The organism is Treponema sp. OMZ 906 (assembly GCF_024181185.1).
Lineage (GTDB): Bacteria > Spirochaetota > Spirochaetia > Treponematales > Treponemataceae > Treponema.
The window spans coordinates 1391285-1413611 of the sequence record NZ_CP051196.1; the positions used below are offsets into that span (position 1 = coordinate 1391285).

The following is a 22327-nucleotide window of genomic DNA, read 5'->3' on the forward strand; positions in this document are numbered from 1 at the left end:
GATAAAAAGACAAGCGATTTTGAGATGCAAGTATTGAAAGAAGAAGTGAGAAATAGAATTCTCGCCGCAGCAGAAAAAATATTTTATGAACAAGATTATAGAAGCGCCAAGCTGACGGATATTGCAGATGAGGCTGATATTCCTGTAGCACTCATTTATACTTATTTCAAGAATAAGGAAGTTTTGTTTGATACGGTTGTTGCCGGTATAACCGAGTATTTTACGAATGCGCTGGAAAAAGAAGAAGCTATGGAGTCGGGGCTGCCGTCAACACGTTTTGAAAAAATCGGCGCGGAATATGTGCACGGGCTTTTAAAAAATCATATAAAGCTCGTCATTCTGATGGATAAAAGTTCCGGCACCAAACACGCCGGAGCAAAAAACCGATGGGTTGAACGACTGCAGTTGCATATCGAAAAAGGAGCCGCGCAGTTTGCGCATGGCTCCTATGATCCTGCACTGTTTCATATTCTTTCCAATAATTATGTTGAGGGGCTTTTAGAAATTGCACGCCATTATAAAAACGACGAATGGGCGATGGAAATGTTCACGTTAATGAACCGATGTTATTATCACGGAGTTGAATCGTTATAACCCATAGTTGTGGCATAAACAATGGAAGAGAAGGAGCGGCAAACCGCTCCTTATTTTAGGTTATAATACTGAATATATATTCAATATTATTTAGTTTTGAAGACATGGATGTTAACACTTGATGATGATAAGGAGTTATTTGAAATGACTGAAAAAGAATTGAAAAAGCCTATGACGGATAAACAAGTTGGAGCGGCGTATGTTTTTACGCTGGCTAAGGCGGAGCGAGGAAAGTTGGCTACGGGTATGGTACTTGCAGCGATCGGCTCGATGTTGTCGTTGGTTCCGTACATTGCGGTGTACCGGATTTTGGAAATGATTATTGCTCGGTCGATGAGTGCGGAAGCGCTTTTACATTGGGCTGTTATGTGTGTTGCAGCAGCGGCGGTACAGGCAGTGTTGATGTCGATTGCGGGAATTTGTTCGCACACGGCGGCATTTAATACGATGCATACGGTAAAGATAAAAGTCTTGCAACATATCTCGTACCTGAATGCAGGCTTCTTTCAAAAAAATGCAGCGGGTAAAATCAAGACAACCCTGTTCGATGACATCGATAGAGTGGAAGCTTTTTTAGCGCACAGCACTTTGGAACTCACGCAGGCGGCGGTTGTTCCCCTTGCGATGTTTGTATTTATGCTGCATCTCCATTGGCTTATGGCATTGGTTATGCTCGTTCCTATGCTGCTCGGTATTGCCGCTCCGATGATGATGATAGCGGCAAGTAATTTTTCGGGATTGGCGAACGATTTTGCAAAGGATATGGAAGCCTTGAATGCATCGGCTACGGAATATATTTCTGCAATGCCGGTGATGAAGATGTACCGCGTAACAGCCGAAAAATTTCAACAGTACAAAACCGCTTTACAGACGTATACTGTTTGCTGGAAAAAGATGTGCAGCGCTTCGTGTAATCCGCTTTCGGCAGCATCGGTTATTTTGGATTCGGCAATCTTATTCACTCTGCCGGCAGGAGGGTTCCTTTATGTAAGAGGCTCACTGTCGGTTTCTTCTTTTTTGATTTTTATTCTTTTGACGGTGTGCTTTTATACATCGTTTTTAAATTCGGTTACGATTGCTATGCAGTCGATGGAACTCGGCGGCGGACTTGCAGCGGTTAAAAAAATTTTGGAAGAGCCGCAGATGAAAAGCGGAACAAAAACGCTTCCGCTAAACGGCCGTTATGATGTCCGGTTTGACGGTGTTTCATTTTCGTATGGAGAAGACGGACGGAATGCTTTAAATGATGTTTCGCTATGTGTAAAGGCGGGAACCGTCAACGCCTTTGTCGGAGCTTCCGGTGCAGGCAAGACCACCGCCGCCCAGCTTATCGGACGATATTGGGATAGCTCTGCGGGCACTATTTCTATCGGCGGTATTCCCGTTACGGAACTGCAAACGGAGAACCTTATGGCGCTTACCTCGTTTGTATTTCAAGATGTGTTTTTATTGGAAGACACGCTGCTCGAAAATATCCGCATGGGAAGTGACGCTTCTTTGGAGGAAGTACGCAAGGCAGCACAGGCAGCTCAAATTGACGATTTTATTATGAGTTTACCCGACGGTTATGAAACGAAAATCGGCACAGAGGGTATAAAGGTTTCAGGCGGAGAGCGGCAACGGATTTCTATTGCGCGTGCGTTAGTTAAAAATGCGCCTATCCTCATTTTTGATGAAGCAACTTCATATTCGGACATTCAAAATGAACATAAGATTCAAGTCGCATTGCAAAATTTGCTCAAAGGAAAAACGGTCATTATGATTGCGCACCGTCTGCACACGATAAAAAATGCGGATACTATTTTTGTCTTTGAAAAAGGCAGCATCGCTGAACAAGGTAGCCATACTGAACTGATGAATAAAAACGGTTTGTATGCACAGATGCAGCGCACGTATATATTCGCTCTCAACCACGGTAGTATAAATGTAAAGGAGGAAAACTGATATGTTAAAACTGATTGCACATATATTAAAAGAAAAACGGAAAGCATTAAGGCTGCCGATTATTTTAATGTCGCTTGATTCCGCGGGCGGTATGCTCTTATACATTATGCTCTATTTTACGGTGGTAGGATTAGTACGTAACACATTGACCGGAGAAATTATCATTACCTATTCGCTGGTTTGTTTGGGAGCGGTGGTGTTCCGTTTAATTATTTACCGCACGGGTTACTACCTCTGCTTTGCTCGCGGGGCGGAAGTATGTGCGCACATGCGGCTTGATTTGGCAAATCACTATCGCGCGTTAAGCCTCGGCTATTTTAACCGGCACAGTTCAGGCGCTCTTTTGGAAACCCTTGTAAAAGATATTACCAATTTTGAACTGATCATTACGCATACGCTTCCCGCACTGGTAAAAACTGCGGTAACGGCGGCGCTGATTTTAATCGGTATGTATTGTATCGATGTTTCCTTGGCGATAGCGCAAACAATAACGCTCCTTGTGCTTGTTCCGTTTTTGCATTGGGGAAACAGCTTGGCGGAACATTTCGGAAATGAAAAGCATCGACTCACCGCTCGTATGATTTCCATTGTGCTGGAATACATTAAAGGAATAAAAGTGTTTAAGGCGTATAATCTAACCGGAGAAAAATTTGACAGAATGCTGCAGTCGTTGGAAACGGTAAGAAAAACCAATATCAAAGCGGAAATAAAACTTTCGCTGCCTGCTGCCGTCTATTTTATAGCAGCTCATTTTTTACTGCCGCTTGCTCTTTTATCTTCGGTATATATTCTGAAGAGCGGATCGGTCAGCCCCGAAAAACTCACCGCTTTTATGTTGATGAGCCTTGCGCTTTCGGGGGTATTAATTTCATTTGAACACGCATACGGTTTACTAAAAGGTTTAAAGCCTGCGGCGGAACATGTGCAAAAAGCGTATACGGCTCAACCCCTACCGTGTTTACAAACCGCTGGAACTGCAAAGGTAAATACCGGCACAACGGTGGAAGAAACAAGGCAGGAACAAAGACAGCCTTTTGACGTTTCCTTTGAAAATGTTTCGTTTTCTTATCGAGAACCGTTCCATACGTTTCAAAACCAAAGCGGTGAAGCTAATGCCGAACGGGAAATAGACGGTGCAAAACAAACAGCGGTATTGCATTCCATTTCTTTTGAGGCAAAGCAGGGAACGGTAACTGCTCTCATCGGCCCGTCAGGTTCAGGCAAAACCACGATTGCCAATTTAATAGCCCGCTTTTGGGATCCGCAAAAAGGTACGGTTAAAATCGGCGGAAAGGATATAAAAGAAACAGAACCCGATACGCTTTTGCAGTCCGTCAGTGCGGTATTTCAAGACAGCATTTTACTGTCGGACACCATTTACAATAATATTAAAATAGGGAAGCCCGATGCTTCGGAATCGGAGGTTATCGCTGCGGCACAGGCGGCTCAATGTCATGAGTTTATCAGCGAGTTGCCTGACGGATATAACACCCTGCTTGCGGAAGGCGGAGCTGCTCTTTCAGGCGGCGAAAGACAGCGCATTGCTATTGCCCGTGCTCTTTTAAAAAATGCACCCATCGTGCTTTTGGACGAATCGACTGCCTCACTCGATGCCGACAACGAATGGAAAATCAACGCCGCCTTGGATACGCTGATGCAGGGAAAAACCGTCTTTGTCATCGCTCATCGGCTGAATACCATTCGCAATGCGGATCAAATCATCGTGTTGAAAAACGGCCGCATCGAAGAAAAAGGGACTCATACGGAACTTATGCAAAAGCGCGGCACCTACTTTGAGATGATACAAGAGCAACAAAAAGCCGCCGAATGGGAAGTCGCGGGGAATTTGTAATTTGTAATGGAGTTGTTTATGACAGAAAAAGAGCTGCGGAAAAAAGCAGTCGGTAATAATGTGAGTTCAAATATATTGCTTTCTTTAAAGATACTATTTGATTTAATACCGCAGGTACTGCTCGTTTATCTCATAAGTTCATTGATTGCACAAGATATAGCAGCGGCAAAGGTGAAGTATATTTTTCTTGCAATGCTCACTTCCTTTATTCTAAAGGGGGTGTTTTATTATTATGCGACGAAAGTTGCTCACGAAAAAGCATATAAAAAATTGACGGAACTAAGGTTAGATATTATAGGTCATCTGAAAAAACTCAGTTTGGGATTTTTCAAAGAGCATAATACCGGAGAGCTTACCAATATCGTTCAACATGATGTAGAGCAGGTTGAAGTATATCTTGCGCATGGATTACCTGAAATAATGGCTGTTACGCTTCTTCCTGTTATCATCTTCATCGCAATGATTTTTGTAGATTGGCGTCTTGCACTTAGCATGATTACAGGTGTTCCGCTGATGTATGCGGTAAAAATACTTTCGCAGAAAACAATGAATAAAAACTTTGCGCTCTACTTCAACCATGAAAGTAAGATGAGAGAAGAACTGATGGAATATGTAAAAAATATTTCCGTGATTAAAGCTTTTGCAAAAGAAGAAGTGATGAGTGAACGGACACTAAAGACGGCAAGAGAATATATTTACTGGGTGAAAAAGAGTATGGGAGCAATTACTATTCCAATGGGGCTCATTGATATATTCATGGAAATCGGCGTAGTCATTGTTATGATTTTAGGAAGTATATTTCTTTATCATGGAAATATTACAACACCTCATTTTATTCTTGCTATTATTTTGTCCTCTGCATTTACAGCCTCTATAAGTAAGACTGCTACTTTACAACATTTTTCTATTGTGTTTAAGGAAGCCTTAAAAGAAATAGGAAAGATTTTAACCGTTCCGATTCCGAATAAAAAAATGGCACAAGGTTTGGGATGTGGCGATATAGAATTTTCAAATGTGAATTTTGCTTATGGTAAAGACAGTTTTGAGCTTAAAAATATCAATTTAACTTTTAAGAAAAACAGCTTGAATGCCTTTGTCGGGGCAAGCGGTTGCGGAAAGAGCACCGTAGCCAATTTGCTTATGGGCTTTTGGGATGCAGACAGCGGACTCATAACGATAGGTGGAAAAGACATAAAGCAGTACAGTCAGGAGAATATTGCAGAACTTATCGGAAGTGTGCAGCAGGAGGTTATTCTTTTTGATGTAAGTATTTCGGAAAATATCGCTATCGGTAAAGCAGGAGCAACAACAGAAGAAATCATAGAAGCCGCAAAGAAAGCACGATGTCACGATTTTATTTCTGCTTTACCGAATGGCTACAATACAAAAGTCGGTGAAATGGGTGTCAAGTTATCAGGTGGAGAAAAGCAGAGAATTTCCATTGCGAGGATGATACTGAAAAATGCACCGATTTTGATATTAGATGAAGCAATGGCCGCAGTTGATAGTGAAAATGAAAAATTAATCGGAGAAGCGATTGATGATTTACGTAAGGATAAAACGGTCATTACTATTGCTCATCATTTGAATACGATAAAAAATTCGGATCAAATTATTGTTATGGATAAAGGTCGTGTGCTTGATGCAGGAAAGCACAAAGAGTTAATGCAAAGATGTGATTTCTATCAAGATATGGTTGAAGCACAGAATAAGGTCGACCGATGGAATCTGAAAGACGAGGAACAAAGCTTTTCACGAACGAGCAGCGCAGCAGATTGCGATTGCATAACGGGAGTAATAAAAAATGTTTAGAGAGATGCTAAAACTGCTTACAAAAACCGGTAAAAGAGATTTGATTATATCAAGTATATTCTTTGCCATGTATGGATTAAGCTCGATAGCGATGATTGTTATCGTCTTTTCTATCTTGTTTCAAATATTTGCCGGAACGAGTATAAAAAATCTCTATACCTATTTTATTGCAATTGCGCTGCTTGTTGTATTTAAGGGCATCTGTAACATGATTGCGGATATGAAAAAGCACAGCGCAGGCTTTGATATTGTTCAGCAAATTAGAGAGCGAATGATTATTAAACTAAAAAAATTCAGCTTAGGATTCTATACTAATGAAAGACTCGGTGAGATTAACACGATTCTTCATAAGGATGTTGATACTATGTCTCTTGTTGTAGGACATATGTGGTCAAGAATGTTCGGGGACTTTTTAATAGCGGCAGTTGTATGTATCGGTCTTGCAAGTATTGATATAAGACTTGCACTGATAATGACAGTATCCGTTCCTATTGCTCTTGCGTTTTTAATTATGACAATTAAAAGATCAAAGGAAATTGAAAATAAAAACAACTCCGCTCTTTTGGATATGGTGAGTTTATTTGTTGAATATGTTAGAGGGATACCGGTATTAAAGAGTTTTTCCAACAACAAAAGTCTGGATAGTGAACTGATAGAAAGAACAAAAAAATTCGGAGAAACAAGCAAAGTTGCTTCAAGATTTAAAGCAAAACAATTATCCGTATTCGGTTTTTTACTTGATATGGGATATTTACTGCTCCTTATATTTGGAGTGATGTTTGTGATAAACGGCAATTTGAAAGTATTTGATTTTATCATCTTTGCCGTTATTTCAAAGGAATTTTATAAGCCCTTTGCGTCGATGGAACAGCACTATATGTATTATGTTTCGGCAGTAGACAGTTATGAACGACTTTCAAGAATTTTATATGCAGAAGTAATACCGGATAAAGCGGACGGTATTATTCCGAAATATAATGATATAGCTTTTGAAAATATCGAATTTGCATATCAACAAGATGAGTTCAAAATGAATGGAGTAACTTTTTCCGTTCCGGAAAAAACGATGACTGCGCTTGTAGGAGAATCGGGAAGCGGTAAGACGACAGTTACGAATTTGCTTTTGCGGTTTTACGATGTGCAAGGCGGAAGTATTACACTCGGCGATACCGATATTCGGGATATTCCCTACGATGAACTTTTGGATCGCATCAGTATTGTTATGCAAAATGTGCAGCTTTTCGATAACACCATCGAGGAAAATATCCGAGTAGGAAAAAAAGGAGCAACAAAAGAAGAAATCATCGAAGCTGCAAAAAAGGCAAAGATTCACGATTTTATTATGAGCTTGCCGAAAGGCTATGAAACGGATATTGGAGAAAATGGAGGTCTCTTATCCGGCGGGCAAAGACAGCGGATTTCCATTGCACGAGCATTTTTAAAAGACGCTCCGATTTTAATCCTCGATGAAATGACCAGTAATGTCGATCCCGTAAATGAGTCTTTAATACAGGATGCCATTACAGAACTTGCAAAAAACAGAACGGTCATAGTGATCGCTCATCATTTAAGGACTATTCAAAAGGCAGATCAAATTCTTGTGTTTCAAAAAGGAAAATTGCTTGAAAGAGGAAAGCATAGAGAACTTTTGGAAAAAGATGGGTACTATGCTCGGCTGTGGAAAGCACAGTATGAGGTGTAGTTATGATAATGCTTAAGAATATACAAGATTAAATGATTTGTTGGAATGAAACCGTATCTTACGTATCCATCGAAATATCGAACCAATCGGATTCTTCGGAAATAAGCCATTCAAGTCCGCGCCGCCGTTCCATCAAAACATCGGGATTTAAGTCCTTGATTTCCGTTTCCGGGCGGAGCCGCTTTTCCTCCGTTGCCCAATGGTAACGGTAGTGAAGATCGAGCATATCCAGTATTTCTTCTATTCCGCGTAACTTACATTGTGCTTTAAACGCAGTTTTCCCATCGGTATCGCCGACCAGTTTTATCGCTCTCTCCACATCACAGATGGTGTTCGGATACGAAATATCTTCGACCAAGCCCAAAGCCCACACAAGCGACCAATAGGCTTCATAAGTCCAGCAGACATCGATGACATCCTGTTCACTGTATGTCCCGTCAAAAAGCCGTTTTTCTTTTTCCAAAAGGCAGTCCGATACTTCGTAGTTTTTAAGCAAACGTAAAAACAGTTCCTTCGATTCTTCATACCCTTGCTCATTATGAATGTCTTCGGCCAATTGAATTGACAAAAGGCATGCGATGGCTCTGTTGCAGATTTCTCCAAAGCTTTTAAGCTTTGCCTCTTTTGAGGATTCCACCAAGGGCAGTTCTTCCATACAGGCAATGCCCATTCCCTTTATTTTTGCATTCGATTTTTCACGCCGATCTTCAGGTCTTATGTACATAATAGTTCTCCTGTTTTTTGCTTACGTTGCCATTATATCAAAAACTGAACTCATTGATAACTGCTGGAAAAACACCTTCAACATGGTATAATATTAGCTTAGCACATTTGACTTGATAAACAGACCGAAATATGATGCAGTTTTATTCAAATGAATTTTATCACTGAAAAGCGGATAATGTATACGGAATAAAGCGTTAAAAAAGGAATTGTAAATGATGAGAAGAATAACATTTCAATGCAATAAATATTCACCCGGTGTATTGTATATTATGGTGTTATTCGGAGTAATAGTTGGGCTTTTGACTTTTTATGCATTTCTTGTGTTCTCCGGTATTGAGAAAGGACCGGAAGATGGACCGGTATATTTCAGAGAACATCCCATGCATGCTGTTTATGTGATATTCGGTTTAATTCCTATTGCTATGTCGCTGCCGGCATGGATTGCTGCAAAATGTTGGAGCAGCAAGGAGGAAGAAGCACAGCTGGAACTATATGAAGATCATGCCGTTTTATATTGGAAAAATAAAGAATTCCTCATCAAAAAGGGAGCTGTAAATATTAAGATTCCCAAACCGCAACCTTATTGGTATAAAACTTACGTATTAAAAATACCGGGACACAGAGTAGTTTTGGTTGGCTCCATAAAAGAAACAAAAGAAAAGAGAAGAAGGCTGCCTTCTTTGGATATTGCAATTGAGGAGATATCAGCTTACAAATAATGACCGATGCAACTATTAGAGAGTCTTTGGGAACCTCTTAAAAAGGATAACGAAAAGCGGTAAAATAAGATATGAACGGCAGTATATCGGGGTTATCGGATAAAACGAAAATACGGTACGAAAAATTCTTTGCAGCGCTTTTTTTTACATATACTGCACTTTTTTTATTTCCCTTGAAAATTGTGCCGAAAAATGTGCCCTATTCGTATGCGCTCTATGATAAAACGGGTGTCCTGCTCGGTGCATCGGTTGCTTCGGACGGTCAGTGGCGTTTTTCGCCCGGCGAGGTTCCCGATAAATTTGCTCAAGCGGTTATCGTTTTTGAGGATAAACGTTTTTATTATCATCTCGGTGTTGATCCGATTGCCGTAGTGCGTGCGGTTGTGTCCAATATACGGGCGGGACGGATTGTTTCGGGAGCCTCGACGCTTACGATGCAAACTATGCGGCTGCTTGCAGGGAATAAGCCGCGTACATTCGGACAAAAGTGTCGGGAATCTTTCCTCGCGGTTATGGCGGAAATTCGGTTGGGCAAGGCGAAAATCTTGTCGCTGTATGCCGCTCATGCGCCGTTCGGGGGAAATGTCATCGGCATTGAGGCTGCTTCTTGGCGGTATTTTAACCGTTCGCCTGCTTCGCTGACATGGGCGGAGGCGGCAACACTTGCCGTACTGCCGAATCAACCTTCGCTGGTGCATCCGGGAGCAAACAGAGCTGTTTTGCTCAAAAAGCGTAATACATTGCTGCAAGAGCTTTATGCAATGGGGCGTATCGATGCGCAAACGCTGGAGCTTTCGCTTGCAGAGCCGTTGCCTGAAAAGCCGTATCCGCTGCCTTCAGGCGCCCCCCATTATTTGGAATTGTTAAAGAAGCAATACCCCCATACCGCACGGTTTTACACTGATCTGGATTCCGGTCTGCAAAAAAATCTGTACCGGATTTTGGAGCGGCATTCGCGTGAACTTTCCCGAAAAGGGATCGATAATGCTGCAGCGCTGATTATCGAAACCGCTACCGGAAAAGTGCTCGCATACTGCGGCAACACTGGGCTTGACGGCCGGAATGGAACTACATCGGCAGTAGATATTGTGCAGGCGCGGAGAAGTTCCGGAAGTCTGTTAAAGCCGTTCCTTTATGCCGCAATGTTGGACAGCGGCCGGTTATTACCGGATCAACTCGTCATTGACATTCCGACTCGTATCGGTAGCTATAAACCCGATAATAATGTGCCGCTCTACCGTGGGGCTGTTCCTGCTTCCGAAGCGCTTTCACGCTCGTTAAATATTCCCGCCGTTAGAATGCTGCGTGAGTATGGGATCAGTCATTTTCTCGACTATCTCAAGCGGTGCGGTTTTACCACCTTTACGCGATCTGCCGACGAATACGGTTTGCCGCTCATCCTCGGCGGCGGTGAGATTACGCTCTACGAAGCGGTATATGCCTACGCACAGCTTATGAACGCCGCATGCAGCCGGAGCGGGTACTCCGGTGAACATGTCTTTCCCGTATCGGCCGGTGCTGCGTGGTTGACGCTCAAAGCATTGGCCGAGGGGGTGCGTCCCGATGATGAATCGCTCTGGCGTGTTTTTGCCGGTTCCAAAAGAATCGCATGGAAAACCGGTACCAGCAACGGGAACCGTGACGGATGGGCAATCGGAACCACGGAAACATATACGGTCGGTGTGTGGTTCGGCAATGCGGAAGGGCAGGGGAGACAAGATCTCCAAAGTATCCGCACGGCAGCGCCGGTATTGTTTGAAATTTTTGCTTCCCTTCCCGCCGCCCATTGGCCTGCGGCACCATCCGAAAGTTTAAAGGAAGAAACTTTCTGTGCGGATTCCGGATATATTGCCGGACGGTACTGTAGCCGTACCGTAAAGGGCTTTCGTCCCGCTCAAGCGCCGCAGGGTACGGTTTGCCCGTATTGCACCGCCGTGTCGTTTACACCTGACGGAAGATTTCAGGCTGATATGTCGGACATGACGGGGGTATACGAAGGCCGATTTCCGCTCATTCAAAACCGCTTTGTATTGCCGCCGGCAGTAGAGTATTATTATACCCGGTTTGCAGCGACGTATAAAAAACTGCCGCCCTTCGTTGCGGGGCATCAAGGCGCTCATCCTTCGCAGCTGGCAATTTTATTCCCCGAGCAAGGAGCGCGTATCGTTATTCCGATAGAAATCGACGGCAGTGCGGGCGCCATGATTATGCAGGCTGCTGCGCGTGATATCGGTACGGTTATCTATTGGGATATCGACGGAGTGTATCTCGGCAGTACGCAGGGAACGCATACAATGACTGTCCGGCCTAAGATCGGTACCCATGTTCTTACCGTAACCGATTCGTTAGGAACTCGCCGTGTCCGCACCTTCGAAATCCTCGATGCAGGATAGGAATAAAGTGCAGACGTCTCTACTCATCACCCTTTCAGTGCATAAAAAACGGTAAAAAGGAACTCCATTCGCGGAGGCGGATCGCTTCTTCGATATGCGGTGCCGCAATGACTTCTTCCTGCGCGAGGTCGGCAATGGTGCGCGCAATCTTCAAAACGGCGTGGCTGCCTCTTCCCGAAAGCTCTCTTTTTTCGGCATTATGGGTAAAAATACGCTCCGCCTCGCCGGTTAGCGGGCACACTGCTAACAGGGCAGACGGAGTCAGGTGTACGTTTTTGTAAGACAGCTGCGCTGCCGATTGCGCAGCACCGGCGAGGCTGGAGTTTACCGCCTTGTTGTGTACAGGCGTTCCCGCTGCTCCGCCGTTGAATCCTTTATGCAGATATGCGGCGTACCGTTCTCGTTGTATTTTATCCGAAGCCGCGATTTTTTTGCGCATATCCGCGGTATTGTAACACGGCTTTCCCGGCAGCCCGTATGCTTGAGTCGGAAACACCGGAATCCGCAAGTCGATACGGTCAATCAACGGCGCTGTCAATTTTTTCCAGTATTGTTCAACTACGGCAGGCATACACGTGCATACCTTGCCGTCGGCTCCGAGATTTCCGCACGGACATGAGTTGAGCGCCATAAGCAACTGGAAGCGGGCAGGGAAGGTGGTCGCCCTGCCGGCACGGCTCAAAGTGACGGTTCCCGTCTCCAGCGGCGCACGGAGCGTTTGCAGCACTGTTTGTTTAAACTGCACAGCTTCGTCCAAAAAAAGGGTTCCGCCGTGCGCAAGGGAGATTTCCCCGGGCATACATTTTCCGGCGCCGCCGATCATTCCTTCAAGGCTGGCATTCGGATGCGGCATTCTAAACGGTGGGCGTTTAATCCGCACATCATGACCGCGCATACTCGGTAAAAGACCTGCGATGCTGTAAATATGGGTAACTTCTTCCGCCGTTTTCGGGTCTAGGTCGGGAAGGAGGCTGGCAAACCGCTGCATCGAAAGCGTTTTACCACAGCCGGGCGGCCCGTAGGCAAGCACGCTGTGTCCGCCTGCCGCTGCGATGTGCAAAGCTCGTACCAGCTCGCCTTGCCCGTATACCTCCTCGAAAAAGCCGCCCGTACCCGTATTTGCCGCGGCATCCGCTTGACTCGGTTCCGACCATGAAGCCGCTGTGAAAATCGAGTTGCCTGTGTGGTCGATAGCCTCCTGTGCCGGTGTGCCGCCGTTTTTTTCGCCTGTGTTTGTTTCGCAGTCTTTTTCCGCACGTAGCTCCGTTTCAATCGCATAGAGACATTCCAAAGCTTCCCGTAGCGTTTCAACACCGTATATGTGCACCCCCTGCTGGATACGGGCTTCCGCTTCATTTTCTTTCGGTACGATAAAGTACTCAATCCCAGCGGCAGATCCTGAAATTAAAGCTCCCAATACGCCCCGCACCGGCCGTACCCTCCCCGATAGTTCCAGCTCTCCGATTACCATAACCGGCATATCGAGCGCGCAGTCTGCCTGCAATACGGCAAGGGCAATTGGCAAGTCAAACCCGCTGCCTTCTTTTTTCTGATCGGCAGGGCTTAAATTGATCAGTATCCGTTCTTGCGGGAAAGGTAAATCGGAATTACCGATGGCAGCGCGCATCCGTTCCCGCGCCTCCTTCACCGCCGAACCCGGCAGTCCGACAATATCGACAATCGGCAGCCCGCGCCGCAAATCCGCTTCAACCTTGATAATCTCTCCTTCATAGCCGAAGGAGGCAAAACTCATAATAGTCATGTTCAGCTCCTCATCCTGTCACCGCCTCATAAAAAACACGATGGTTGCAGTTTCTTAAAGGATATATAGGGCATGATCAGCAATTCGGCTAAAGATTTGAGGAAAAAAACTGCTGTTTTCATGAAAATGTTAAGAAAAAATGTGCCGTTTTAGCATCGGGGAGATTAAAAACGATGGAAATTAATCTTTAAGACAAGCGAATCCGTATTAATCGAGCGGCTGGGCTGTCTCTTTTTCTTTGATAAGGATAGTGCCGGTGGCGCCTTCGTTAAAGGCAAATTCTTTTGCAGCGGTATTTGCTGCAAAGCTTTTACCTTCGATGGTAATTTCATCTTTTTGAGTGATTGTTACCGTTTCATCCGCAGGCGCCGATAAGAAGTTTTCTTTTTTTTTCCAAATGAGGGCGGGGCTTCGGATAGAAAAATCATCTTCAATCAACTGAAAGGATACCGTGTCGCCAAGCGAGTATTCTTCCGCTTTTTCATCGATGTATAAAATACCGGTTTGTCCCTTCATAGACTCTTTTTGTGTTTTTTTATCGTACTGTATAAAACTGATGTGCTTGCCCGCCCAAATTTTTTCTTCATCGTACATTTCGAGCTCTTGTGCATACACACTTAAATCGACGAGTGTATCCTCGTATCGCTTTAATGTGACGTTTGTAAATATCATATCAGGTTGAGGCACCGTTTGTTCCGGCAGTTCCTGATAATTAAACGAGCACGCCGTGCAGATAAAGATAATAAGGACAGGCCACAGCTTCATCTATTCCGCATCACTTCCGGTTGCTTCGATGACGGTTTCGGTAATGATCCCTTCCGCTTCCGGTTTACGGGAATAGCTGACGGAAAGATTCTTACCGCGGTACGGAAAATCATTGAGTTTTTCAATAATTTTATCTGCATCTTCATTCATTACCTGCACGAATGAGTAATTGTCGAGAATGCGGATATCGCCGATTCGTTCGCGGCTTATGTCTGCATTTTGGATAAGCAGCGTAATAATATCACGGGGAAATACACGGCGGCTTCTGCCGACACTCATAAAGATGCTCACCGATTCGGACGGTTCAAGCATCGGGCGTTCTACCGGCGGACGATCGGAAAAATAACCTCGTGAACGATCTCCGAAACGGGGATTCGGACGCCGACTATACGGTTTTGAGCGGGGGAAGGCAGAGCCTTCAAATTCTTTGATTAAATAAGCAGCAATATAAGAACGCAGCGTAAAGGGTACATTCTTTCTGAAAATCTTACGATAGGCGTTAAGGACATCCGGATCTTCTTCCGTTTTAACTGTTTCTACTGCTTCTTTAAGAAATGCGGTGATTTGTTCTTCATTTAATGCGGGGGTATGTTTTACCACAATATTCTCCTCTTCAACTCAGCTCCGCCTCATCGGAGCATAACATAACTGAAAATCATTCATCGTGCGCCGGATTAACCGACACTGTAATGCGACAATACTGCCATAGATAGATAATTTACTCAAGGGCAGGTTTAATTTTTCCTGACGATGTTCAAAATATCTTCTTGCGTTAAGGCTGTAACTATAATGTAGTTAGCATCTATAAATCGATATTTGCCTTTCGGCAGCCGTGCTATAAAATCGGAATATTCTACCTCTCCTGCCTGCTGATAAGAGTCTTTATCATCGGGATCGCCGTTTATAATCATTAAGGCTGCTTTCCAAGCGTTTACATCTTCATTTTTTACTATGTTTATATTCTTGTATTCCACGCTTGGTTTATAGGGCAAAATGGTTTCTACGTCTTGGGTGAGGGCATACATTCCAATAATTTGTTTAGTGTTCTTATCCTCAAAAAACATCTGATTTGCTGAAAAAGCGTCTAAATACTGAATCTCTTTATAGAATGTGCTAAATGCCGCTATCGGATTTTCAGCATTTAGAAATCCTTCTATAATTTTTTTGTTCAGCGCAACTTCACGGAAAATGCCCAAACTGATGTATTCTTCTGAATCTTTATCAAAACAAGATTTTATTCCGAATAAGATATCATCGGTATAATTGAATTGTTCAATGTTCTCAGCTGTGAAATATTCATCTCTTTCACTTACAATATCACTGCCTAATTTCTTTGCCAGATCTTTGATATATTTTAAAGCAACTTCCCAGTCTTCTTGTGTGCTTGGGGTGAAAATTCTCACGGCATATTCATTGAGATCCTTTTCAAAAGAAAGTTCAAAACCGCGGGAACTCCGTTCATATACTCCACAGAGCAAACATTCATAATCTGCAATTGATGAGTTATAGAATTCCTTTGCATCAAAATCATCTTCTGTCTCATCAAAGGTAAATTGCTCTATTTTTTGTGAAGAAAGCGCTAAGCATTGTTCCACTGTCATAGGAGCCTTACTTCCCAAAATACTTTTTTTGTTTTTAATATAAAACGATATGCTCATTCGTTTCTCCATGTACTTTAGGTGGTATGTTAGATGGGAATGTCTCAAAACTCAAAAGTCGGTTGCTTTTTCGCCATCCTTGCCTTATTGGATATTGATATAAAAACCGGTGATATACCGTATCCGTGCATCCGCTTCCGCCCAATACTTACTTTGCGGAAAACCATCTGTAAGCGTTTTATATGCGTCGAGGGCAAGTCTGATATTGCGCATGGAACCGTTTAATTCATACGCGCGTCCTTTCAACAACCACCCTTCATCCAATTTCTCTTCCGCAGTGGTAAAGAAATTGTTCAGATATGTTAAGGCCTTGCCTGCATCCGCAGCTGCGATTGCCGTACGTGCCTTTTCGAGCAATTGATCGGGGCTGAGTACTTCTTCGCTTGCTGCTGTGGGGCTTTGTCCGGTTGAATCGCCGGTATTTCCGGCAGCTGAGGATGCGGCTTCCGCCGTTCCGGCGGTCATAGCCTGTTCCGAAGTTTTGCTTTGCGAACCGGTACTCGCTGTTTGCGGAGCTTCGGAGGCTGCTTGTACCGTGTGTGTTGTCGTGCCGGTTCCGGTGTTTGCGGTCGAATTGCTTGACGACTGAGAAGCGGCTGCTTGCGTATTTTTGTTAGCTTGCGCTTCTGTCGTATCGGAATCCGCTTCGGTTTGATAGTCCGGCGCTTTTACCATTGCTTTCGCTGCGGTTGAGCGGGCGGCGCTCACCGATACAGCTACCGCATCGGTGACAAACTCATTGGTAAATACGTCGAAATAGGAGAAATGGAGTATATAATCCCCTTTTTTCTCCGCTGTAAACATAAAAATCGAATTTTCATCCTGTAGTTTCCGCTGCTCATACTTTAATCCCGGTTGGGAAGTTTGTTCGCCGACATAGACCCATCCGTGCCCCGGATAGGTGAGCTCTAATCGCTGTTTTTCTTCGACTGCAACCATGCGCGAAACCTTGGGCTTTTGTTCGGTTTCCGGTTCTTTGGAAAGCGCAACGGTAAATATTTGCGGAGAAAAAAGGTCGCGCATTTCTTCCTGGAAGGTCGGTGGAGGTTCGTAGCCGTGGCTGCCGCCCTGTTTTTCAAAATCACTGATAAGATCCGCAAGCGTTGTTTCGTACGCCGGTACGTTCTGCTCTACAGAAGGGACGGGCGTGTCTGCGGCTGCAAGCGGTACCGGTTCGCCCGTAGACGGAGCTGTCGGAACCTGCTCGACGGCTGTATCTGCCGTTGTTGTGGGCTGTGGCGTGTTCTCGGTGGCTTTAGCGATATCTGCTGCTGTCGTTGTCGTGTTCTCGGCGGTTACGGTATCGGAATTGGAAGCGGCCGATTTCAGCTCACCGGCAGTTTCGGCAGGTACAGACTCACCGGCTGCTGCAGTAGGCTCTGCCTCACCGGCGGTTTTTGTAGGGACAGATGTATCGGCGGCAGCAAGGGCAGGGGAGGCGGCCGCAGTCGAATCCTGCACGGTCGTCTTGCCACTATTTTCTTCGTTCTGTACAACTGCCTCGCTACTGTTCTGTTTGGAATGCTGTGCAGCTGCTGTTACCGTTGGTTCGCTCTGTGCTTTCGCGGCGGTTTTATCTGCGGCAGTGTTCTTTTGACCGGCCGTTTTACCTGCGGTAGCTGCCGGAGTATGTTGCTTTTGAGATACGGCTGCGCCGCTGGTTGCCATACCTTTGTTGGCTCCTACTGCTTCCGATGCAGGCGTTCTTTTTTGCCGTTGGGATACGGTCGCGCCGGATACGGTATCGATTGTCGCACCCGATACCGCATCGGGCTGCATTGCCGGTTTTGTCGGCTGCGGAGACATTGTATTGTCGGTGTGAGAATCCGCTTCTACAGCAGGCTGTTCCTGCCGCGAAGGGGGATCCTGCGGCTTTTCCGCAGCAGTCTTTGTCGTACAGGCGGTAACCGGCACGAGGAGTAATACGAGAAGGATAAGGCAGGGCGGATAGATCGATTTTTTCACGGAACACTCTCCCATAATTTGTTCATTTGCCGCTCATTTATATCGTGCAGTTTTTGCATCTGCTCCGCATCGGGAATCGTATACCAATACTGCAAATCCGAATCAGTCCAGATTTTCTTTTGTTTGCGCGAATATTGTACCGGCGGAAGTTCAAGCGGCTCGTCGGGAAGCATAAAAATCACCGGATCGATTGAAATCATTACTTCATCAGGATCGACACTCGGCTTTTTTGTTCCGCTTAGTAAAATAATCACGGAAATAATCAACATGATAATCAGTAAACCGAGTGCAGAAGCTAGAACGATGAGCTTATGCGTCCGAATCGTTTCTATGATGTTCATCCGGCTGTTCCTCCTGAATTGTATGTCGTCGTTTCGGCGGCCGCGACGGAATGTAGATACCTTCTTCAGGTTCTACATCCTCTTCTATAAAAGTATCGGCATCTTCTTCCGCTTTCTCCTGCTTTAATAACTCAATATCATTATCCAATTTGATTGCAATGAGTTTGGAGACGCCTGATTCCTCCATCGTAACACCGAGCATGGTGTTTGCGCCGAGTACCGTTTTTTTGTTATGGGTGATGACGATATATTGGCTGACATTCGCAAAGCCGGACAGGGCAGTAACGAAGCGGCTGACGTTCTGCTCGTCAAGCGCAGCATCTATCTCGTCCAAGAGACAGAACGGGGATGGTTTAACCATGTATGTTGCAAAAAGGAGCGCCACCGCCGTCATGGATTTTTCTCCGCCCGATAATAGACCGATATTCTCCAGCTTTTTCCCCGGAGGCTGCGCGAAAATCTCGATGCCCGATTCCAATACCTGCTTGGGATCGGTTAGCTTAATTTCCGCCCTGCCGCCGCCGAAGAGCCGCCTAAACATATTGTGAAAGTTCTTTTTGATCTTATTATAGGTTACAAGAAACAGCTCCGTAGACTCCGCCTTTATTTCATCCGTAATCCGCTGCAAATCCGAACGGGCTTTATCAAGGTCGTTGATTTGTCCGGTCAAAAAATCAAATCGGGTCTTTACTTCTTGGAATTCCTCCGGAGCCATCAGGTTGACACTGCCGAGGTCTTTCAGCTGTTTGCGCAACTCGGCAAGTTCCGTCCGTAAATCCATCGGGGAAGCGGTGATTTTATACATCCGCTCTTCAAATTCCATCAATTCACGCGAATGGGTTTCTCTAAAGTTGTCTTTGACGTTTTTGATTTCGATTTCAAGAGTTGCCGTATCGACATAATACTTTTCGATGAGTGAATTATGCTTGGCAAGTTCCGCATTGAGCGTTTTCAGCGTCCCTTCGTTGCTCGAAAGCTCGTTGTTGCGGGAGGTGATTTCTTTTTCCAGCTGCTCGAGCGCTTCGGTCAACTGCCGCCCCTTGCGGTCAATCGACGCAATTTCTCCTTCAATTTCGAGGAGCTGTTCTTTTACCTCGTCAAAGCGTTTTTGCTCCGTATACAGCTCGTTTTCAAGATCGCGGAGCGCGTTTTGCTGTACCGTCAATTCTTTCCGCAAAAACGCCGCTTGCTGCTCGGCAGCGTCTGATTCAGCCTTCATCTTGGTTTTATGGATACGGAGATCTTCCAACGTTTTCCGGTACTCGTTTATTTTTACTGCGAGCTGCTCGTTTTCGGTATGTAGACTTGCTATCTTTTTTCGTTTTTCTTCTATTGTATTTCGATTTGCTTCGATTGCCGCATCAATACTGCGCTTTTGAGTGATAATACCTTCCGGTGCTAAAAAATCGTCGATAAAACTTGCAGAAGATTTTTTGTACTCCTGCAAATATGTTTCCAGCGATTCGGTTAAGCCGAGCAGCTCGGTAAACGACTGTACGGCATTGTCGGCAAACAGCGCAGTCTCTTTTTCAGTATGATCGCTGAGTGCGGCAAAGTCCGAAAAGATATTCTTGCGGCCGTTTAACAGCACCTTGATTTGACTGATGCAGTCAAAAACCTGTTGTTCCAGCTTGCCGCGTCCCTGCGCCGAATAACCTGCTGCGGAAAGGTTCTTATCCAGTTCCGTAACGATGTCTTCGGTGATGGCGCGGAGCTCGGTTTCCATACCGGCGCGTTTTTTATCGAGGTCTTCAATCTGTTCCTGCAGCGTCATACGGGCGGTGTCGTTATCGGTAATTTTTTGCGACGCAAGCCGGAGACTTTCTTCAAAGTCATCGATATTTTTTTGAATATCCTGCACTTTCTTTTTAAAGTCGTGCACCTTCGCATCCTGCTCTCCGGCGTCCTCTTCAAGGTTTTCGATACGCTCTTCAAGCCCCGTCTTGCGCAGCTCCAGCTGACCGAGTTTGGTTTTAAGCTCGGTTTGCCGCTCTGCCTGTAAACGCGCCTGATTTTCCTTTCCGCGCTTTTCGATGGCAAGTCCGTAAATCTCTTTTTGATGTTCGTCGAGCTTTTTTTCCAAGCTGTTGACTTCGTCCATGTTCTCGGAAAGCATTGTATGGATGGAATCGATTTTGGTCTGTACATCATCGCGCTTAGCTTTGGCTTCTTTTATGCTTTCCTCGCGTTGTGCGTAGTCGTCGGTGAATTTTTTAAGGCGCAACAGCTGGATATCGAGGTCGTGTTCAAAGATGGCATCCCGCAGCGACCGGTGCTTGACGGTTTTTTCCGCCTGTACTTTCAGAACATCGTAGGAGCGGCGTACCTCTCCCAATACGCCTTCCACTTGACGCATATTTTCTTCGGTCTTTTGCAGTTTTCGCTCCGCTTCGGCACGGCGTACTTTAAATCGCGTAATACCGGCGGCTTCTTCAAACAAATAGCGGCGGTCTTCCGGCTTGCTGGAAAGAATTTGGTCGATCTTTCCCTGCTCCATGACTGAATACGCCGCCTTTCCGACACCCGTATCCCAAAAAAGCTCCCGCAGCTCTTTGAGCCGCACCGGCGTATTATTGATAAAATATTCGCTTTCTCCCGACCGGTAGAGCCTGCGCTTTATGGCAATTTCACTTACTTCAAGATTTAACAATCCGTTTTCGTTGCTGATAGTCAGCGTAACTTCCGCCACATTGAGCGCCTTCCGCGACTCGGTGCCGTTAAAGATAACGTCTTCCATCTTCTCCGCACGGAGCGTTTTTGACGCCTGCTCACCCAACACCCACTTCATCGCATCGACGACATTGCTTTTACCGCAGCCGTTCGGGCCGAGTAAGGCGGTAATACCTTCCGCAAATTCTATCCGCGTCCTATCCGCAAACGATTTAAATCCGAATATTTCAAGACTTTTAAGAAACACCCTGTCTATTAACTCCTCAAGAACTTGCCGTTTCCCATTCATTCAAGATAATCGGCAATCTTTTGTATTTTATACTTTTTTAGGGAGATTGTGAACATCCGGCCGAAGGAAATTTTATGCTGTTATGGAAAATAGATCTAAAGGGAACCTCTAAAAACCTCAGTTTTTAGAGATGCCCTAAACTCTTACTAAGCAGGTCAAAAAGAAGTATAGTGAATATGGATGTTTATTTTCAGCCGCTGAAATAGCGCGGCTGAAAAACACTGCGAGTTTGCCATTCGGCAAACATCGTAGATTATATGTGCGCTATCGCGCATTAATTGAACAACTTCCAAAATTGACACTTTGTTCAGTTGTTCAATTTTAAGGGAGGATAGAAAGCAGCAGATGCGGAAAAAAGTACTCGGAGGGATAGGTTTTGTGTGTCTGATTTTGATGCTCTTTTTATTTGCATTCGGGCGATCTTTTCCTTCGTATATACGAATAGATACACCTACATATCCGAATAGTTTCGTTTTGAACCTTGACGATAATTTATTTTACCGGCAAACACTGAATAATTGCGGCCCTTATTCGGTGATGGCTGTAATTAACGTTTTAAAAAGCGAAGTAATCTCTCCTGAACTGCTTGCAAAGGAAATGAGATGGCGAATGCATAAAAATTTAACATTCCCTATAGGATTAATAGAACTCCTACATAGATACGGTATAGGGGCAACAGAGTATATTTTAAACGGTAAAACAAGTGATACAAAGATTCATTGGATAAAAGAAACGATTGCAAAAGGTTCTCCCATAATTATGCTCATAAAAATCAATCATGTTCAACATTATGTGACAGTCTTAGGGTATGATGAGCATGGTTTTATGTTGTATGATTCACTGCAAAAGAAAAATATTGAAAATGGACGAAAAACTTTTATTGATGAAGGCTGTCTTGTTGGTAATAGATATTATTCGCATGAAGAATTAATCGATTTATGGAATAATGGCGGATATAAAATATTTTTCAAGAACTGGGCTATAGTTTGTAATCGGTATTAAATCGCTTTTTATAACGCTTACAGTGAAGATAATAATAAGTAAAAGCAAGCAAGAAAATCAACATACAGAGGCAGAACACACGATATAAAAACAATTTTCCCAAGAACTAATTGTAAGTACGGGGAGTACCCGA

Annotated in this window: 16 protein-coding genes; 8 read left to right on the forward strand and 8 right to left on the reverse strand. The window is 44.6% G+C overall.

The features are described 5' to 3' along the window. Positions 1-24 precede the first annotated feature (24 nt). The 5 genes from E4N69_RS06285 to E4N69_RS06305 all read left to right on the forward strand — a co-directional run bounded on the left by E4N69_RS06285 (position 25) and on the right by E4N69_RS06305 (position 7904). A complete protein-coding gene (locus tag E4N69_RS06285; protein WP_162663522.1) occupies positions 25-594 on the forward strand; it encodes a TetR/AcrR family transcriptional regulator in 570 nt (189 codons plus the stop codon). A 171-nt stretch (positions 595-765) separates the two neighbouring features. After that, positions 766-2538 (forward strand): ABC transporter ATP-binding protein, encoded by a 1773-nt coding sequence (locus E4N69_RS06290; RefSeq protein ID WP_162664784.1) that lies wholly within the window; start codon positions 766-768, stop codon positions 2536-2538. 1 nt (position 2539) lies between these two features. After that, the gene (locus tag E4N69_RS06295) at positions 2540-4390 is read left to right on the forward strand and encodes an ABC transporter ATP-binding protein (RefSeq protein WP_253824860.1); all 1851 of its coding nucleotides are present in this window, start codon (positions 2540-2542) and stop codon (positions 4388-4390) included. Between the two features lie 18 nt (positions 4391-4408). Further along, positions 4409-6202, forward strand: coding sequence for an ABC transporter ATP-binding protein (locus E4N69_RS06300; protein ID WP_253824861.1), 1794 nt, complete (start codon positions 4409-4411; stop codon positions 6200-6202). Next, positions 6195-7904 carry an ABC transporter ATP-binding protein gene (locus tag E4N69_RS06305; RefSeq protein WP_253824862.1) on the forward strand — a complete coding sequence of 570 codons (1710 nt, stop codon included), beginning with the start codon at positions 6195-6197 and terminating at the stop codon, positions 7902-7904. The genes E4N69_RS06300 and E4N69_RS06305 overlap by 8 nt, the downstream gene beginning before the upstream one ends. A gap of 58 nt (positions 7905-7962) precedes the next feature. On the opposite strand, the gene E4N69_RS06310 is transcribed toward E4N69_RS06305, so the two are convergent. After that, positions 7963-8628: a DUF4272 domain-containing protein gene (locus E4N69_RS06310; RefSeq protein WP_253824863.1), complete on the reverse strand. Its 666-nt coding sequence runs from the start codon at positions 8626-8628 to the stop codon at positions 7963-7965. Positions 8629-8845: 217 nt separating this feature from the next. Here E4N69_RS06310 and E4N69_RS06315 point away from each other — a divergent pair, with 217 nt between their 5' ends. Then, a complete protein-coding gene (locus E4N69_RS06315; RefSeq protein WP_253824887.1) occupies positions 8846-9349 on the forward strand; it encodes a hypothetical protein in 504 nt (167 codons plus the stop codon). Between the two features lie 71 nt (positions 9350-9420). After that, on the forward strand, positions 9421-11742 hold the full coding sequence (gene pbpC / locus E4N69_RS06320; protein ID WP_253824864.1) for a penicillin-binding protein 1C: 2322 nt from the start codon (positions 9421-9423) through the stop codon (positions 11740-11742). A 34-nt stretch (positions 11743-11776) separates the two neighbouring features. On the opposite strand, the gene E4N69_RS06325 is transcribed toward pbpC, so the two are convergent. The 7 genes from E4N69_RS06325 to E4N69_RS06355 all read right to left on the reverse strand — a co-directional run bounded on the left by E4N69_RS06325 (position 11777) and on the right by E4N69_RS06355 (position 21150). Continuing rightward, positions 11777-13504 carry a YifB family Mg chelatase-like AAA ATPase gene (locus E4N69_RS06325; protein WP_253824865.1) on the reverse strand — a complete coding sequence of 576 codons (1728 nt, stop codon included), beginning with the start codon at positions 13502-13504 and terminating at the stop codon, positions 11777-11779. 207 nt (positions 13505-13711) lie between these two features. Beyond that, positions 13712-14269 (reverse strand): LPS export ABC transporter periplasmic protein LptC, encoded by a 558-nt coding sequence (lptC, locus tag E4N69_RS06330; RefSeq protein WP_162663529.1) that lies wholly within the window; start codon positions 14267-14269, stop codon positions 13712-13714. Continuing rightward, on the reverse strand, positions 14270-14869 hold the full coding sequence (locus E4N69_RS06335) for a DbpA RNA binding domain-containing protein (protein ID WP_162663530.1): 600 nt from the start codon (positions 14867-14869) through the stop codon (positions 14270-14272). 134 nt (positions 14870-15003) lie between these two features. After that, on the reverse strand, positions 15004-15927 hold the full coding sequence (locus E4N69_RS06340; RefSeq protein ID WP_162663531.1) for a DUF4299 family protein: 924 nt from the start codon (positions 15925-15927) through the stop codon (positions 15004-15006). 84 nt (positions 15928-16011) lie between these two features. Further along, complete coding sequence (locus E4N69_RS06345) at positions 16012-17892, reverse strand: outer membrane protein assembly factor BamD (protein ID WP_253823293.1); 1881 nt, start codon at positions 17890-17892, stop codon at positions 16012-16014. Then, a complete protein-coding gene (locus tag E4N69_RS06350; RefSeq protein WP_162663533.1) occupies positions 17889-18233 on the reverse strand; it encodes a hypothetical protein in 345 nt (114 codons plus the stop codon). Before E4N69_RS06350 ends, E4N69_RS06345 begins: the two co-directional genes overlap by 4 nt. Then, positions 18202-21150 (reverse strand): chromosome segregation SMC family protein, encoded by a 2949-nt coding sequence (locus E4N69_RS06355; protein WP_162664786.1) that lies wholly within the window; start codon positions 21148-21150, stop codon positions 18202-18204. Before E4N69_RS06355 ends, E4N69_RS06350 begins: the two co-directional genes overlap by 32 nt. 387 nt (positions 21151-21537) lie before the next feature. Between E4N69_RS06355 and E4N69_RS06360 the strand changes: the two genes are divergently transcribed. Then, complete coding sequence (locus E4N69_RS06360) at positions 21538-22194, forward strand: C39 family peptidase (protein ID WP_253713786.1); 657 nt, start codon at positions 21538-21540, stop codon at positions 22192-22194. Positions 22195-22327 lie beyond the last annotated feature (133 nt).